Origin of the sequence: Phenylobacterium sp. (genome assembly GCF_004297125.1) — a bacterium.
Taxonomy (GTDB): domain Bacteria; phylum Pseudomonadota; class Alphaproteobacteria; order Caulobacterales; family Caulobacteraceae; genus Phenylobacterium.
In genome coordinates this window covers 60,797-75,860 of sequence record NZ_SCVD01000038.1, presented here as the reverse complement: position 1 = coordinate 75,860, position 15,064 = coordinate 60,797, and the positions used below count along the sequence as shown (strand labels likewise).

The 15,064-nt window shown below is 71.1% G+C and carries 14 protein-coding genes; 2 read left to right on the top strand and 12 right to left on the bottom strand.

Features of this window, described 5'->3' with window-relative positions; translation table 11 throughout:
• Window positions 1-16 precede the first annotated feature (16 nt).
• The 3 genes from EPO51_RS24450 to EPO51_RS24440 all read right to left on the bottom strand — a co-directional run bounded on the left by EPO51_RS24450 (window position 17) and on the right by EPO51_RS24440 (window position 2,035).
• Window positions 17-361, bottom strand: coding sequence for an STAS-like domain-containing protein (locus EPO51_RS24450; RefSeq protein ID WP_293356035.1), 345 nt, complete (start codon window positions 359-361; stop codon window positions 17-19).
• Window positions 358-1,308 (bottom strand): hypothetical protein, encoded by a 951-nt coding sequence (locus tag EPO51_RS24445; RefSeq protein WP_293356032.1) that lies wholly within the window; start codon window positions 1,306-1,308, stop codon window positions 358-360. The genes EPO51_RS24450 and EPO51_RS24445 overlap by 4 nt, the downstream gene beginning before the upstream one ends.
• A 595-nt stretch (window positions 1,309-1,903) precedes the next feature.
• Complete coding sequence (locus EPO51_RS24440; RefSeq protein ID WP_293356029.1) at window positions 1,904-2,035, bottom strand: hypothetical protein; 132 nt, start codon at window positions 2,033-2,035, stop codon at window positions 1,904-1,906.
• A 374-nt stretch (window positions 2,036-2,409) separates the two neighbouring features.
• On the opposite strand from EPO51_RS24440, the gene EPO51_RS24435 reads away from it, so the two are divergent.
• Window positions 2,410-3,222, top strand: a complete 813-nt coding sequence (locus tag EPO51_RS24435) for a terminase small subunit-like protein (protein ID WP_293356026.1) — start codon at window positions 2,410-2,412, stop codon at window positions 3,220-3,222.
• On the opposite strand, the gene EPO51_RS24430 is transcribed toward EPO51_RS24435, so the two are convergent.
• The 4 genes from EPO51_RS24430 to EPO51_RS24415 form a co-directional block, all read right to left on the bottom strand.
• Window positions 3,219-3,557, bottom strand: coding sequence for a hypothetical protein (locus EPO51_RS24430; RefSeq protein WP_293356023.1), 339 nt, complete (start codon window positions 3,555-3,557; stop codon window positions 3,219-3,221). The two genes, EPO51_RS24435 and EPO51_RS24430, sit on opposite strands and share 4 nt — an antisense overlap.
• A gap of 58 nt (window positions 3,558-3,615) precedes the next feature.
• Window positions 3,616-3,801 (bottom strand): hypothetical protein, encoded by a 186-nt coding sequence (locus tag EPO51_RS24425; RefSeq protein WP_293356020.1) that lies wholly within the window; start codon window positions 3,799-3,801, stop codon window positions 3,616-3,618.
• Between the two features lie 65 nt (window positions 3,802-3,866).
• A complete protein-coding gene (locus EPO51_RS24420) occupies window positions 3,867-4,106 on the bottom strand; it encodes a hypothetical protein (protein WP_293356017.1) in 240 nt (79 codons plus the stop codon).
• A 91-nt stretch (window positions 4,107-4,197) separates the two neighbouring features.
• Window positions 4,198-5,025: a carbonic anhydrase gene (locus tag EPO51_RS24415; protein WP_293356014.1), complete on the bottom strand. Its 828-nt coding sequence runs from the start codon at window positions 5,023-5,025 to the stop codon at window positions 4,198-4,200.
• A 233-nt stretch (window positions 5,026-5,258) separates the two neighbouring features.
• On the opposite strand from EPO51_RS24415, the gene EPO51_RS24410 reads away from it, so the two are divergent.
• Entirely contained in the window at window positions 5,259-10,163 is a 4,905-nt protein-coding gene (locus EPO51_RS24410; RefSeq protein ID WP_293356011.1) for an autotransporter domain-containing protein, read from the top strand.
• A gap of 30 nt (window positions 10,164-10,193) precedes the next feature.
• Here the strand turns inward: EPO51_RS24410 and EPO51_RS24405 are convergent, their stop codons facing one another.
• The 5 genes from EPO51_RS24405 to EPO51_RS24385 form a co-directional block, all read right to left on the bottom strand.
• Entirely contained in the window at window positions 10,194-11,186 is a 993-nt protein-coding gene (locus tag EPO51_RS24405; protein WP_293356008.1) for an SDR family NAD(P)-dependent oxidoreductase, read from the bottom strand.
• An 80-nt stretch (window positions 11,187-11,266) separates the two neighbouring features.
• Complete coding sequence (locus EPO51_RS24400; RefSeq protein WP_293356005.1) at window positions 11,267-12,721, bottom strand: sensor histidine kinase; 1,455 nt, start codon at window positions 12,719-12,721, stop codon at window positions 11,267-11,269.
• 92 nt (window positions 12,722-12,813) lie between these two features.
• Window positions 12,814-14,136, bottom strand: a complete 1,323-nt coding sequence (locus tag EPO51_RS24395; protein ID WP_293356002.1) for a PA2928 family protein — start codon at window positions 14,134-14,136, stop codon at window positions 12,814-12,816.
• Window positions 14,137-14,189: 53 nt separating this feature from the next.
• Window positions 14,190-14,531: a DUF3703 domain-containing protein gene (locus tag EPO51_RS24390; protein ID WP_293355999.1), complete on the bottom strand. Its 342-nt coding sequence runs from the start codon at window positions 14,529-14,531 to the stop codon at window positions 14,190-14,192.
• Complete coding sequence (locus EPO51_RS24385) at window positions 14,528-15,034, bottom strand: VOC family protein (protein WP_293355996.1); 507 nt, start codon at window positions 15,032-15,034, stop codon at window positions 14,528-14,530. The genes EPO51_RS24390 and EPO51_RS24385 overlap by 4 nt, the downstream gene beginning before the upstream one ends.
• Between the last annotated feature and the right edge of the window lie 30 nt (window positions 15,035-15,064).

Here is a 15,064-nt window from a genome sequence, read left to right as displayed (position 1 = left end):
GGAGTCGGAGGGCCAACTAGTGAGACCGGTCCGCCTGCTGCGACATATACTGCTCCGCCAGTTTCAAGAATGGCCAAAGCTCCGGATCCTCGGCTTCCAAGCGCAGATAACCACGCACCTTTTCCAGGTTCAGATTAGGCGTGGTTCTTAGCAAGCCCCCAAATGCTTCTTCGAGAAATGAGGTAGGCATACCTGCCACGCCATCAAATACTACATGCAGGGGAGCTTGCGCTTCAATGGCAGCGAGTAGCCTCGGGCGCAGGAATTTCTCACGGAACTCCTGGCCGCTGAACGGGCCGTCGTCGTAGACACGACCGCCGAGGTACGGGGAGAACTCAGAAGCGACGAGCAGCTGCGTCACGACGGCACTCCGACCGGGCCTTCCAAGGGTAAGACCAGGGACCATTCGATCAGTGTCCCACAAAAAGGCTTAGCATGAAGTTGCTTCTGATATGTGCCGTCGCTGGCGAAAGACAATTCTCCGCGACCGCTCAAGATACGAACATGTGACCCTGGAAGTTCCCTTACCAGGCTGCAGATTGTCCACAATCCGTTGCCACGCTCGAGCTTCCCTGTCGAGGTCCGGCCAAGCTCGATTGCGCCGCCAATCACGTCGGCGTCGTTGAACTCAGGCGGACAAAGCCTGCGAATGGCCTCCCAAATTGGGCGCTTCGGTAGCGTTGCAGGGATACCGACGCCCTGATCGTACATTGCAAAAGCCAATGTTCGTTCCTCGGGCACATACGCACCCGCACCCCACCACTGCTCCACTCGCGTAGGCAACTGCGGCTCCGCATCTTGCGGATAGGCATGGTTCTTTACGTTCTTGATGGCCTCGAGGAGCGCCCCATAAGTTGCAATGCGCTTCGGGGTGGCGCCGGCGGCGGCCTTGAGCCGCTCTATTAGGCCGTCAACGAGCACGCCCTGTACGTCTCTTGCCGTGACAAATGGGACAAACCGGTGGTCGAAAGCAACATCGTCCAAGCTGTCGCTCGACCGGGCCGATGGCTTAACCAGCTCATAGAATCCAAGCTGTTCCAATAAGCATCGAACCCAAGCTGGCCAGCCTACATCGTCGATTGGCGGCCGATATCCGGGACGATCAGCGACCCCACGATGATATTCGGCGACCAACACAAGCGCCGCATCTAAGTCGATTGCCTCAACGTCAGCCAGATCAACGACGAAATTGCCCCCGTGACCAGTTGCGCCAGGTGTGTAGCGGTAGTGTTGGAAGTCGCGAATAAAACCGAGCATCTCGTCATAGTTCATTCCAAATGAGAGAATGGCCGGGGCGTGGAGTAGCATCGCCGGCTTCCGTCGCGTTCCCGGCATACGAAGCGCGCCTGATGAAATCCGAGCCCTAGGCAACCCGGCACGCAACGACTCGTGACGGGCACGAGCTCTCACTTGATTTTCGGACAGCGCCCTGGGCGTGCGGGCTAGGACTGGCGCAGGGGGTACGCCGCGAGCGAGGTGCTGCCGCTTGCGGAAGGAATGCCGCAATCGCCGACCGCTCCCGCGAGGCCGCCTCACGTGCTCGTGCCGAATCGTTCTCAAGTTTGCCCCCTGGTCAGTATACGCAGGTACCTTCTCAGCGCTCTCCGTGAATCAACAAAAGATTGAATCTCCACGGGAGACGCTTTTGAGATGTATTTGCAGCTCTGGGGAGGTACTGAATTCACGGAATTCGGGACAGGTTATCCCGCCCCACACGGACGCCCGGAACATTAAGTCACCCCCGAGCTTGCTCCGTGCCTCGGACGCCTCAAGGACGAGCCGCAGGCGGTCGCGCGAGCGCGCGATCCTTGACCCGTCCGACCGGCGGCGCTTGTGGGCTGCCGTGGACTTAAGGCGGGTTGCGCGCCGGGGCGGCGCCAGCGAGAGACCTGGCCGGGGCGTGTCAGGCGAGGAGCAGTAGTCCGCCCACGAACGCGGCCAGGAACGTCGCCACGCACAGGAGAGGGAGGATCCACCGCCGGTGACCTGTGGCGCGGTCGATCTGGTCGTGGAGCCTGGCGAACCGGCGCCGCATCCGGCGCAGGCGCTCTTCGCTGCCCGCCGCCTCCAGTCGCTGGCCAGGGCCAGGGAATGTCTTGGGTGGCTCATCCATATCCAAGCGCAACCATAGCGATCAGGCGTCGGCGCTGTCGAGTTGGGCGGCCGATCGATATGCGGGGACTGGGGCTCGCCCCCTCCACCACGCCCTCTGCGGGGCGCGGTCCCCCTCCCCCGGCGTCTGCGCGCCGGGGGAGGAGCGGGATGGTTTGTTCTCTTTTTGTTCTTGACATTTCCACAGGAATTTGGTAGGGTTCAGGCAGGGTTCGGTCGTGTGGCTCCGGTTTGGGGTCGCCGCCGGGCCCTTTTCATTTCCGGACATTCCGGCGGTTGGGACGGAGGGGCAGACCCATGGGTGAGGTGGTGGAGGCGCCGTCGCGCCAGCAGCGGACGCGGGTGCGGTTCTCGAAGGAGATCGGGCGGGAGATCTGCGTGCGGGTGGCGGCGGGGGAGACGGTGACGGCGATCTGTACCGAGGACGGGATGCCGAACCGCGGTACGGTGACGGCGTGGGCCAAGGCGTATGGGCGGTTCCGGCGGGCGCTGGCGCGGGCGAAGACGCTGGGCGGGTGGGACCACGAGCGGGGCGGCGGGCGGCGCTCGTCGTACTGCGAGGCGACGGCGATGGAGGTGTTCGCGCGGCTGTCGCTGGGCGAGGCGATCACCGCGATCTGCGAGGACCCGGAGATGCCGTCGCAGTCGACGGTGGCGCTGTGGCGGGCCAGGTATCCCGAGTTCGCCGAGCGGATGGCGCGGGCCAGGCAGGTGCAGGCCGAGCGGTTCTGCGACCTGGGCTGGGAGATCGCTTCGGCGGTGACGCCGGACGACGCCTACGCGACGGACGTGAAGCTCAGGCACCTGCGCTGGACGGCGGGGACGCTGTCGCCGGCGCGGTATGGGCGGCACAGGCTGGTGGAGGCGGAGGCGACGCTGGAGCTGGGGCCGGCGGCCGGCGGCCGGGGCGGGTCGGGGGGGCCGCAGCAGCAGGAGGTGATCTTCTCGGTGCGGCACTTCAAGGTCGAGGCGCAGCCGGACGGGACGAAGAAGGTGGTGGCCTATCTGCGCGACAGCCGCACCGGCGAGCTGCGCCGGGAGCATCCGGAAGAGGGGCAGGACAACACGCCGACGAAGGACGGAGGGCCCGGCGAGTGGCTGCCGTCCTAGTTGCGGGCGCGGGCGGCCAGGCGCCTGGCCTCGCTCTCGGTCAGGGTGGCGGGCCAGGCGAACTGCATCCGCCAGCGCGCGCGGCCGCAGGCGGGGCAGTTCCAGCCGACGCGGCGGGCGACGTCGGTGAGCCGGGTGGCGTGGCCGCCGGTCCTGAGCTCGTGCAGGCGGCGCAGGACCCGCTCGGGGTTGTAGGTGCGCGACCAGGAACAGGCGGAACAGGCCAGCAGCAGGCGGCAGCCCGGATAGCGGGCGAAGTCGCCGATGGCGGTGGCCGCGTCGGCGGGGATCGGACGGGCGGTCGATCCGGGCGCGGGGGGTCGGGGGGCGGGCATAGCCGGAACATAACGAGAACATCAACCCGAGCGCAACCAACCCGCGGTAGTTGGACGGCTAGCCCTCGCGGCCGGTCAGGGCGACCATGACGGTGGCGATGGGCTCGTCGACGACCACGTGCTGGCCGCCGGTCACGTAGATCTTGGTGGCCTCGGCGCCCTGCATGGTGACGAGGGTGACCTGCTCGACGTTGAGGCAGACGGTGCGATTGCCGTCGGCGCGGAACGCGACAAACCTGGCCATGGCGAAGGACCTCCCGGGCTGAGGCGGCCATGGTGTCGGCGTTCGGGGGGCGGGGTCCAGAGGCCTCAGGAGGACCGGCGGCGGGCCGGCGGCGGGGGTCCGTCGGCGGGCGTGAAGCCCCTCTCCTCGCGCCGCCAGTGGCCCAGCAGCTCACCGTCGCGCCAGAGCGCCAGGACGACGCCCTCGGCGACCCGCAGGGCGCGGCGGCGGGCGGCGATGTCGTCCGGGGCGGTGAAGGTGTCGAGCGTCGCGTGGCCGTCGGCGGCCACGTCCACCGCGATGTAGGCGTTCGGTTCGACCGACATGGACGGCAAGTCCCGGAATCAACTCAACTTACGCCAGTCTGGCGGTCGAGCGGGCCCGGCGCATCGGACGAATGGTCTATGCCTGGGCCGGCTAGGCCTGCTGGGTCTTCGTCGGCGTGACGCGGCCGTCGTCCAGGTCGTAGCGGGCGGCGACGATCTTGAGCTGGCCGGCGAGGACGCGGGTGCGCAGGGGACGCGAGCCCGCGAACACCTCGGCGGCGGCCTGGGCGGCGTTGAGACTGACGGCGGCGTCCAGGGTGTCGGCGGTCCCGGCGGGGACGGCGCGGACGGCCGGGGTGATCAGGGCGGCCAGGGCGCCGATGCGGGTGCCGGCGTCGTCGGGCGAGCCGCGGCCGGCCAGGGCCTCGATGGTGGCCTTCACCGCGCCGCAGCGCTCGTGGCCCAGGGTCATGACCAGGGTCGAGCCCAGGTGGATGACGGCGTATTCGATCGAGGCCAGGACCGCGTCGTCGACGACATTGCCGGCCACGCGGATGACGAACAGGTCGCCCAGGCCCTGGTCGAAGATCAGCTCGGGCGCCACGCGGCTGTCGGCGCAGGCCAGGACGACGGCGAACGGGCTCTGGCCGGCGGAGACCTGCAGGCGGCGCGGGGCGTCGCCGTGCGGGTGGACGGAATAGCCGTCGACGTAGCGGGCGTTGCCGTTCATCAGCCGGGCCAGCGCCTCCTCCGGCGGGACCGCGGGTTGGGCGGCGTGGCCGGCGGGGGCCGCGGCGGCGTGCGGATCGGCCGCAGGCGTGGCGGCGGCGTGCGCCGGCTTGGCCTTGGGCTTGGGGCGCGGCCGGGGGGCCGGCTCGGCGTGCTCGGGCCCGCCCTCGGCGAGCGCGACGGCCGGGACGGCGAGGCAGAGTCCCGCGCCCAGGAACGAGACCAGGCGGCGGCGGTGGAGGTCGGGCATGGGTTGATCCCCCCGGATCGGAATTTCGAGGCGGGGCGATCAGAACACCGAAATCCTAAGATGCGGTTTGGGTGGAGCGGCCCCGTCGCCGGGCTGCCCGATTACGACGCAGGATTGTAAACAACTGTAACGAAACACCCGCATTAGTAGTAGGTTCACCCGTCGACGCGTATCTCGCCACGGTCGGGGCCGAAGCCGGCCGCGGCGCCAGTGCAGTAACGAGTAGGGTCGTCATGTCGTACAGGGTTCGTGTTCGCCGTCCGTCGCGTTCGGGCTCCGGGCTGCTGGTCAGCGCCTCCTACCTGGCCCTCGCCGCGGTGGCGCTGGCCCCGCAGGCGGCCTGGGCGGCGGACCATCCCGCCAGCGACGAGGCCTCGTTCAAGGCGGCGATCACGGCGGCGAACGCCGATCCCGCCGGCTCCCCTTCGATCACCCTGACGGGGAACGTCACCATCGCCGACAGCGCGACGATCCCGGCCCTGACGAAGCCGTTGACGCTCAATCTGGGCGCGTTCCAGCTGAACAACGGCCGGTTCAACAGTCCGGGCGCCCTCAGCCTGACCGGCAGCGGCCAGGCCCTGCTCGCCGGATCGAACGCGCTTGGGAGCGACCTCAACGTCACGGACAGCACGCTGCGCCTGAACAGCGGCGTGACGCTGACGGCGGCGGGACTCACGCAGTTCTCCGGGGCTTCCACCCTGTGGGTGAGCGGCGCCGGAAGCCGGCTGACGGCGGGTCAATTCCGCTTCGGCGCGACCGCCGGGACGGAGACGGTCCAGATCGAAAATGGCGGCGTATTCCACTCCACCTACACCGGCACCACCGTCCAAGGTCTCGGCCTGATCGCGGGCTCTCAGGTGAATGTGACGATCACCGGCGCCGGCTCATTGATGGACATCGACGGACAGCTCGGGATCGGCACCGCGTTTCCCGCCACGGCCTCGGTGAATATCCTGAACGGCGGCGCCCTGACGGGCGGGGCCACGATGCGGATCGGCAGCGCGACGCAACTCCAGACGGTGGTAGCGCCCAGCGTCCTGGTTTCCGGCGTCGGCTCCAGCCTCACGGCCCCGTCGCTGGTGCTCAGCCAGGGAACCCTCGACGTCCTCGCCGGGGGCGGGGTCACCGCCTCGAGCCTCACCGTGGGCGGTTCGAATGGAACGGCGGCCCTTCGAGTGTCGGGCCCAGGGTCCAGCGTCACATCGACCGGCGCCTTCACTCTCGGCGCCGCCGCCACGAGCTCCGCCACCTTGACCGACGGCGGCGTGCTGAACGTCGGCGGCCTGGTCACCCTGGGCTCCGCCGCCGGGCGCACCGGCGTGGTCAGTATCGGCGGGGCCGAGGCGCAGGCGGCCGCGGCGGCCGGCTCGCTCAGCACCGCCACCCTGGCCTTCGGCCCCGGGACCGGGCGGCTGAACTTCAACCACACCGGCACGAACTACGCGTTCAGCCCGGTGATCACCGGCGCGGGGGCGATCAACCAGGTGGCGGGCGTCACCCACCTGACCGGGAACAGCGCCGCCTTCACCGGGACCACCACCGTCTCCGGGGGCGCGCTGCACGTGGACGGGACCCTGGGCGGCGCGACCAGTTCGGTCGCGGTGAACGGCGGCGGCGTGCTGGGCGGCTCGGGCACGATCGGGGGGAACGTCGCCGTCTCGAACGGCGTCCTGGCGCCCGGCAACAGCCCGGGAACCCTGACCATCAACGGCAATCTCACCCTCGCGTCCGCGTCGGTTCTGGACTTCGAGTTCGGCCTTTCGAACGTGGTCGGCGGGCCGATGAACGACCTGGTGAAGGTGGGCGGGGCGCTGACGCTGGACGGGACGATCGACGTCTCGGTGACCGCCGGCGGCGTGTTCGACGCCGGCCTCTATCGGGTGATCAACTACGGCGGCGCCCTGACCGACAACGGGCTGACGGTCGGCGCCACACCGCCCGGCTCCACGGTGACCGTACAGACCGCGATCGCAGGGCAGGTAAACCTGGTCAACACCGCCGGCCTGCCAGTCAACTTCTGGGACGGCGACGCCGGCGGCAATTCCGGCAACAGCCGCGTCGACGGCGGCGCCGGGACCTGGACGTCCGCCAGCACCAACTGGACGACCGAAACCGGCACGCCGAACACCACCTACACGCCCGACTCCCTGGTGATCTTCGCCGCGGCGCCGGGCACGGTGAACGTCGGGGCCGTCGCCGTGGACGCCATGCAGTTCGCGGTGGACGGCTATCGCCTCACGGGCGGTGCGATCACGATCGCGGGCGGCGGCAACATCTTCCGCGTCGGCGACGGTACGGCCGATGGCAAGGACTATGTCGCCATCATCGACACGCCGATCGTCGGCTCCGCCTCGGCGGGCCTGACTAAGACCGATCTCGGCACGCTCATCCTGAACGGTGCGAACACCTATGGCTTCGTCACGAACGTCCAGGCCGGCACGCTGCTGCTCAACGGCTCCATCGTCGGCGGGGGCTCGGCGCTGGTCGTCGGCGCCAACGGAACCTTCGGCGGAACCGGATCCTCCCGCGGCGGCGCGGTCAGCGGAACCCTCGCGCCCGGCGGCCTCACCAACCCGGGCACGCTGACCTTCAACAGCAATCTGACCCTCAACTCGACCGCGACCCTGCGCTATCGCCTGGGCCAGGCCGGAACGGTGGGTGGCGGCCTCAACGACCTGCTGGTGGTCAACGGCAACCTGACCCTGGACGGGACCCTCAACGTCACTCAGTCGGCGGGGGGGATCTTCGGGCCGGGCGTCTACCGGCTGATCAACTACACTGGGACACTGACCGACAACGGCCTTGACCTCGGGACCTTGCCGGGCGGTTTCACGAACACGATCCAGACGTCGATCGCGGGCCAGGTGAACCTGGTCGCCGCCGCGCCGCCGCCCGGCGGCGGCGGACCGGGCGGCGGCGATCCGCCCCCGCCCCCGCCTCCGCCTCCGACCTTCAACTTCTGGGACGGCGGCGGCCAGGGCGCGGACGGGTCCATCAGCGGCGGAAGCGGGACGTGGCGGGCGGCCGGGGACCAGGGCTGGACCGATACGGCCGCCGCGATCAACGGCGCCTACGCCAACGGCGGTTTCGCGATCTTCGCCGGACAAGGCGGGGTGGTGACCGTGGACAACAGCCAGGGGGCGGTATCCGCGTCGGGCCTGCAGTTCGCCGCCGACGGCTATCGGATCGGCGGCGGGGCGCTGACGCTCACCGGGCCGGACGCCACCCTTCGGGTCGGGGACGGGACGACGGCCGGCGCGGCGTTCACCGCGACGGTGGACGCGCAGCTGACGGGCGACGCTCGCCTGGTGAAGACCGACGCTGGCACGCTGGTGCTCACCGCGGCGAACACCTACGCCGGCGGCACGGTGATCCAGGGCGGCGTGCTGGTAGGCGGGGCGGCGAGCTTCGGCGCCGGCGCCATCGTCGACAATGCGGCGCTGATCCTCGACCAGGCGACGGACGCCACGTTCGCCAACGCCATCGAGGGGGCCGGCACCTTCATGAAGCGCGGCGCGGGGCGCCTGACCTACACCGGCGCGGCGACCCTGACGGGGCCGACGACGGTGGAAGCCGGGGTGCTGGCCGTGGACGGCTCGCTGGGCGGCTCGGCGGTGACGGTGCGCAAGGGCGCGACCCTGAGCGGTTCGGGCGCGGTGGGCGCGGCGGCGCTCGACGCCGGGGCCGCCATCGCGCCGGGCGGCGACAAGCTCGGCGTCCTGACGCTCAACGGCTCGCTCAGCCAGGCGGCGGGGTCGGTCTATCGGGTCCAGCTCGACACGGCCGCGGGCGCCTCCGACCGCCTCGCGGTGACGGGTTCGGCGACCCTCGCCGGCGGCGCGGTCCTGGACGTCTCGCGGGTGGGGTCGGCCCCCTACAGCCTGGGAGACGTCTTCACCGTGCTGCACGCCGAGGGCGGGGTCACCGGGACCTACAGCCTGACCGGCGACCTCGGACCGATCTCGGCCTTCCTCGGCCTGCGCGACAGCTACGACGCCCGCAACGTCTACCTGACGGTGGCGCAGGTGCGGGCGCTGGAGGACGCCGGTGCGACCCCCAACCAGGTGGCCGCCGGCGGGGGCGCCGACAGCCTGCCGGCCAGCAATCCGGTGCGCGGAACCCTGGTGGGCCTGCCCACCGACGCCAGCGCCCAGGCGGCCTTCGACCAGATCTCGGGCGAGCCCAACGCCTCGGCCAAGGCGGTGATGATCGCGCAGAGCGCCGCGGTGCGCGAGGCCGCCCTGGCGCGGCTGCAGGACGCCGCCTGCGGCCTGCGCGAGGGACAGGCCCGAGACGTGGGCTGTTCAGATGTGTCCGACCGCGCCGCCGGCTGGGCCCAGGCGCTGGGCGGCTGGGGCAAGTTCGACGGCGACGCCGGGACGGCGGGGGTCGACCACGACTCCGCCGGATTCCTGACCGGGCTGGACCTTCCGCTGGGCGGATGGCGGATCGGCGGGTTCGCGGGCTACAGCCGCTCCAACTGGGACATCGATGCGCGCCGCGCCTCCGGCGACAGCGACGACTATCACCTGGGCGCCTATGGCGGCCGGGCCTGGGATCGCCTCAGCCTGAAGCTGGGCGGCGGCTATACCCGGCACGAGGTCTCAGCGCGGCGCTCCGTCGCCGTCGCGGCGATCTCGGAACGGCTGGACGCCGACTACGACGCGGGCGCCCTGCAGGCCTTCGGCGAGCTGGGCTATCGCTTCGGGAGCGGCGGCATGAGCCTGGAACCGTTCGCCAACCTCGCCCACGTGCGCCTCCGCACCGACGGCTTCGCCGAGACGGGCGGCGCCACGGCGCTGACGGCCGAAGCGGAGACGATGCGGACCACGATCGCCACCCTGGGCGTGCGGCCGACGACGGCGGTCGACGTCGGCCCGGCCCGCGCCACCCTGCGCGGCCTGCTGGGCTGGCGCCACGCCTTCGGCGACGTCGTTCCGGCGTCGACCCACCGGTTCGCCGGCGGAGCCGCGTTCGGCGTCGAGGGCGCCTCGCTCGCCCGCGACGCGGCCGTTCTGGAAGCCGGGGCCGACTTCGCCTTCGGGCGCGGCGGCACGGCGAGCGTCACCTACGGGGGACAGTTCGGCGACGGCGTGACGGACCAACGGGTGCGCGTGGATGTCCGCCTGACCTTCTAGATGGGGTAACGGGCCGGCCCGTTACCCCATCTAGTCCCGCGTGTTGGCGGCGATGCCGTTGAGCTGCCAGCCGACTTCCTTGGCCAGGACCGCGAAGAAGGCGGGCTCGTAGACCTGTTCGGGGTCGGCGCGGACCAGGGCGTCCATCTTGTGGGCGTCGTCGCCGACCAGGATGCGCCAGCGCTCGGCCTTCACGCCGTCGAGGATGACGGTGGCGGCCGCGGCGGCGGTCATCGGGGCGTCCTCGAGGAAGCGGCGGGCCTGTTCGGCCACCATGGCCTGGATGGCGTCGTCGGTGAGCTGATCGGCGTCCAGGCCCATGCGGCCGATGCGCTGGCGCGCGCGGACCAGTTCGTCGGGAGTCAGCGTGTCTTCCTCGGTCCCGCGGATCACCTTGCGGCTGTTGCCGGCGATGGCGGTGCCGATGTGGCCGGGCATGACGACCGAGCACTTCACGTGCGGGGCGTTGAGCCGCAGGTCGGTGACCAGGGCCTCGGTGAAGCCCTTCACCGCGAACTTCGCCGCGGCGTAGGCGGTGTGGGAGACGTGCGGGCCCAGGCTGGCCCAGAAGCCGTTGACCGAGGAGGTGTTGACGATGTGCGCCTCGTCGGCGGCCATCAGGGCCGGCAGGAAGGTGCGGACGCCCAGGTAGACCCCGCCCCAGCAGACGTTGAACGTGCGCTCCCACTCGGCGCGGTCGTCGACCACCATGGAGCCGCCGCCGCCGATGCCGGCGTTGTTGAACAGCAGGTTCAGTTTGTCGGCCTCATGCGCCGCCATCGCCTCGTCGCGGAAGCGGATCAGGGCCGCCTCGTCGGAGACGTCGGCCACATGGGCGGTGATCCGGGCGCCCTGGGGTATGCCGTCGGACGTGCAGAGTGCGATGGTCTCCTGCATGTTGCGGTCGGAGACGTCGCACATGGCCACGCTGCAACCCTCGGCGATGAGCTGGCGGGCGAGTTCGCGCCCCATGCCCGTGCCGCCGCCGGTCACCACCGCGAATTTGCCCGCGAAGTCCTTCATGGCCTGTTCCTCCCGTTCTGGTTTGGCGGAAGGTTAGGCGCTGACGCCACGTCACGGGCAAGGGGGCGCCCCGCCCGTCCCTAGATCCCGTCCAGCAGGTTCAGCATGCCTTCGCGCCGGGGAAGCTGGGCTTCCATCAGGCAGACGAGGCCGGTGGGGGCGTAGGTCATGGCGACCGAGCCCTGGAGGTCGCCGCGCAGGGCGCGCTCGATCAGGCGGGAGCCGAAGCCGCGGCGGGTCGGCTGGGCCACGGGCGGGCCGCCGGCCTCGGACCAGGTGAGGCGCAGGCGCTCGGCGGTCGGATCGAAGGTCCAGGACAGGGTGATGCGCCCGCCTTCGACGGACAGCGCCCCGTACTTGACGGCGTTGGTGGCCAGCTCGTGCAGCACCAGGGCCATGGTCAAGGCCGCGCGCGGCTGGAGCCAGACCGCCGTCCCCTCCAGGCGCATCTGGCCCGAGGCGCCGGCGGCGAAGGGGTGCAGCGCCCGCTCGGCGACCTCCTGCAGGTCCGCGCCGTGCCAGCTCTCGCGGGTGAGCACGTCATGCACCTCGGCCAGGCCCATCAGCCGCGATTCGAACCGGTCGTAGGCCTTGGCCGGATCGGTCTCGCCGCGCAGGGCCTGGGCGGCCATCGACTGGACGGTGGCCAGGGTGTTCTTCACCCGATGGTTCAGCTCGTTGATCATCAGGCGGAGCTGGGCCTGGTAGCGCTGCTGCTCGGCCTCGGCCTGCTTGCGGGCGGTGATGTCCTCGATGACGGTGACGAAGTAGTCGGGCTCGCCGCGGCCGTTGCGGACCAGCGAGACCGTCAGGTTCACCCAGACCACCTCCCCGGGTTTGCTGACATAGCGCTTCTCGCGGAAGTAGGCGTCGACCTCGCCAGCCAGCAGGGCCTGGGCCCTGACGGCGTCGGACGCGCGATCGTCGTCGTGGGTGATGTCCGGGAAGCTGCGGGCCAGCAGTTCGCCGCGTGCGTACTGGGTGATGGCGCAGAAGCGGTCGTTGACCTCCAGGAACCGGCCGGAGGGCGCCACCCGCGCGACGCCGACGGCGGCCTGGTCGAAGACGGCGCGATAGCGGGCCTCGGCGGCCTCGAGCCTCTGGCGGGCCTCGACGCCCGGCGTGACGATCTCGGTGTAGAGCACCAGGCCGCCGATCTGGCCGTCGTCGGCGCGCCAGGGCTTCAGCGACCAGCGGATCCAGTCGACCGCACCGTCCTTGCCCACGAAGGGATCGGCCTCGTGGCTGAACTCCTCGCCGTCGGCGAGCGCCCGGGCGTGCAGGTCGCGCCAGCGCTGGGGGACCTCCGGAAAGACCTCGTAGTGCAGGCGGCCGACCAGCGGAGTGTCGCCCGGCAGGCCCTGGTCGGTAAGGAACCGGCTGGAGGCGGCCAGGTAGCGCATCTGGCGATCGAAGATGGCCACGCCCAGCGGCGCCTGGGCCAGGGCGGTGAACACGCCGGAGGCCGCCGGCGGCCGGGAAGCCGTCTGGGCGTCGGCGAGGCCGGCCAAGGGATCGAACGGCGGGTCGGACAAGGGGCTTCGGAGGCAGGTTGGGGGACGCGCAAGCTACACGTCGGCGAAGCCGCCCGCCATGCGGCGCGGCCGCCCAGGTGGAAAATCGCGTATCACGGGTTTGTGGACGACGCCGGCAGGTCGTGCGACGCCGTGGGCCGGATGCGGAAGCCGTAGGCGCCCAGGGCGCCGGTCCTGAGGTCGATCGAGACGAGCTGGTCGATGCTCTCGGGGCGGGAATCGCGGCGGGGGAACAGTGGCGGCTCGTCGCGGCGGCCCAGCAGGACCAGCGAGGTCTCGCCGGGCATGACGGCCTCCAGCTCGGTGGCCGGCAGCTCTACCGTCCACAACGGCCTGCCCAGGGGGCCGGAGACGCGGGTCAGCTTGAGGCGCCCGGCCGCGCCCAGGCGGTCGCGGTGCAGGACCAGGACGCTGTCGGGCTTGAACAGCAGGATGGGCGTCCGATGGCAGCAGCGGTTGTCCTCCAGCAGGCCGGCGGTGAGGAACTCCGGGCCCTCGGGCAGCGGCTTGAAGTCGGTGAAGGTGGCCTTGGGGCCGAAGAAGGTGGGCTTGCTGCCGATGCGGGCCGACCAGACGCGAGCGCGGGGATAGCGGGCGGGATCGACGCCGCCGATCACGCCCTGCTCCCGGAAGGCGGCCACCTCGGGCTCGGCCAGGAGGCCCAGCCACATCTTGCCATTGATGTTGAGGCCGCGCGTGTAGAAGGCCCACGTGCCGATGCCGCCGGCGGTGTTGGCGGGGATCGAGATCCCCGGCCGGGCCGGCGCCCGCTGGGCGTCGAGGTCGAGGCGCGGGCCGTCCGGCACGGTGGCGGACCCCTGCCCCGTCAGCCGCCAGTCGCGGCCGTCGGCGGCGGTGAACGACAGCCCCTGGGGGTCGAAGCGATAGTAGCGGTCCTCGATCGGCATGACGCCGCGCAGGGCGGGATTGGCGGCCTCCAGGGTCGCGTTGTCGGCGACCTCGGCGCCGTCCCTGGGCGAGAGGCCCAGCAAGCCCTTGCCGTCCAGCAGCCAGAGGACGCCGCCCTGCACGCCCAGGATCTTGCGGCCCATGTTCACGCCGCCGCGGTCGTCGGCGATCCTTTGGCGCCAGACCGGCCTGGCGGTGGCGGCGTCGAAGCCCCAGACGTCGACGAGGAGCTTCGTGTAGGACGTGCCCGTGCGCGTGCCCCGCGTGCGGTAGGTCCGCCACTGGCTGGTCATCAGGAAGACGCGGTCGCCGTCGGCGGTCGCGGTGCGGACGGGTTCGCCCTGGACGTCGGCGGCGCTGGGGACGAGCCCGCCGCCGGCCACGAAGAACCAGACGACGCCGGCGATGACCAGCGGCACGACAAGGATCGCCAGGGCCACGCGCAGACGGCCCGGCAGAGCCCGCAGGAAATTGCGCCTGCGCCAGGTGACCGTCGGTTCCCGCATCTGCGCCCTCCCCGGCCCGAAACGGACCACGGCGGGGCGGCGCGGGCAAGCCGTCACACGAGCGGGGCGAGGTCGGCGGGCGGGGGCATGGGGCGTTCGGGGTGGACGTTCGCGCCGCCGGTGTTACCGGTCGGCGCCCGACCCAGCCAGGAGAGCACGCCGCCGGCCGCCAGGCGCAGGACCTGACCGCGGACCTCGCGCCCGTCGCGGCGGCGCCAGCCGATGCGCAGCATCATCCAGTGCGTCCAGCTATGCGGCCCGGCCCAGGGCTGGCCCAGGACGTGGGCGCGTTCCAGCCGGGCGAAGGCGGCGTCCAGATCGCCGGCGGCGAAGGCGGCGCGGGCGAGGTCGGCCTCCCGGCGGTAGGCGGCGCGGCGCGCGGGGCTGCGGGTCATGCGCCCTCGGTCGCCGCGGCGAGCTCGGCGTTGCGGGCGCGCCAGGCGGCGAGGATGGCGTGGGCGGCCTTGGGGGCCTCGGCGTCGAAGCTGTCGTGGATAGGGGTCTTCAGCGCCAGCTCGACCACATAGCCGTTGGGGTCGCGGAAATAGGTGGAGCGGATGAAGCCGTGCTCGGAGGGGCCGCGCACCTCGATGCCGCGGGCCCTGGCGGCGGCCGTGGCGCGCTCCACGTCCTCGGCGTCGGCCTCCAGGGCCATGTGGAGGTCGAAGTCGTGCTGCGCCTTGAACTCGAACGGCGCGCCGGGGACCTCGAAGAAGGCGACGTAGCTGCCGTCCTTGAGCTGGAAGAAGGTGTGCATCACCCGCACCGCCCGGCCGGTGGCGGACGCCTCGATGGGCATGGCGGCGGCCAGCGGCAGGCCGATCACCTCCTCGTAGAAGATGCGGGTTTCCTCGCTGTCGCGGCAGCGGAAGGCCATGTGGTGAAGGCGCTCGGTCATGGCCGCCAGCTAAGCGCGACGGCGCGGCGC

Bases quoted from the DNA above. Each gene is read 5' to 3' on its own strand.
- EPO51_RS24385 (WP_293355996.1), bottom strand. From the start codon at position 15,034: ATGACCGAGCGCCTTCACCACATGGCCTTCCGCTGCCGCGACAGCGAG.
- EPO51_RS24415 (WP_293356014.1), bottom strand. From the start codon at position 5,025: ATGCCCGACCTCCACCGCCGCCGCCTGGTCTCGTTCCTGGGCGCGGGA.
- EPO51_RS24405 (WP_293356008.1), bottom strand. From the start codon at position 11,186: ATGAAGGACTTCGCGGGCAAATTCGCGGTGGTGACCGGCGGCGGCACG.
- EPO51_RS24425 (WP_293356020.1), bottom strand. From the start codon at position 3,801: ATGGCCAGGTTTGTCGCGTTCCGCGCCGACGGCAATCGCACCGTCTGC.
- EPO51_RS24435 (WP_293356026.1), top strand. From the start codon at position 2,410: ATGGGTGAGGTGGTGGAGGCGCCGTCGCGCCAGCAGCGGACGCGGGTG.
- EPO51_RS24395 (WP_293356002.1), bottom strand. From the start codon at position 14,136: ATGCGGGAACCGACGGTCACCTGGCGCAGGCGCAATTTCCTGCGGGCT.
- EPO51_RS24420 (WP_293356017.1), bottom strand. From the start codon at position 4,106: ATGTCGGTCGAACCGAACGCCTACATCGCGGTGGACGTGGCCGCCGAC.
- EPO51_RS24445 (WP_293356032.1), bottom strand. From the start codon at position 1,308: ATGCTACTCCACGCCCCGGCCATTCTCTCATTTGGAATGAACTATGAC.
- EPO51_RS24410 (WP_293356011.1), top strand. From the start codon at position 5,259: ATGTCGTACAGGGTTCGTGTTCGCCGTCCGTCGCGTTCGGGCTCCGGG.
- EPO51_RS24440 (WP_293356029.1), bottom strand. From the start codon at position 2,035: ATGCGGCGCCGGTTCGCCAGGCTCCACGACCAGATCGACCGCGCCACA.
- EPO51_RS24390 (WP_293355999.1), bottom strand. From the start codon at position 14,531: ATGACCCGCAGCCCCGCGCGCCGCGCCGCCTACCGCCGGGAGGCCGAC.
- EPO51_RS24430 (WP_293356023.1), bottom strand. From the start codon at position 3,557: ATGCCCGCCCCCCGACCCCCCGCGCCCGGATCGACCGCCCGTCCGATC.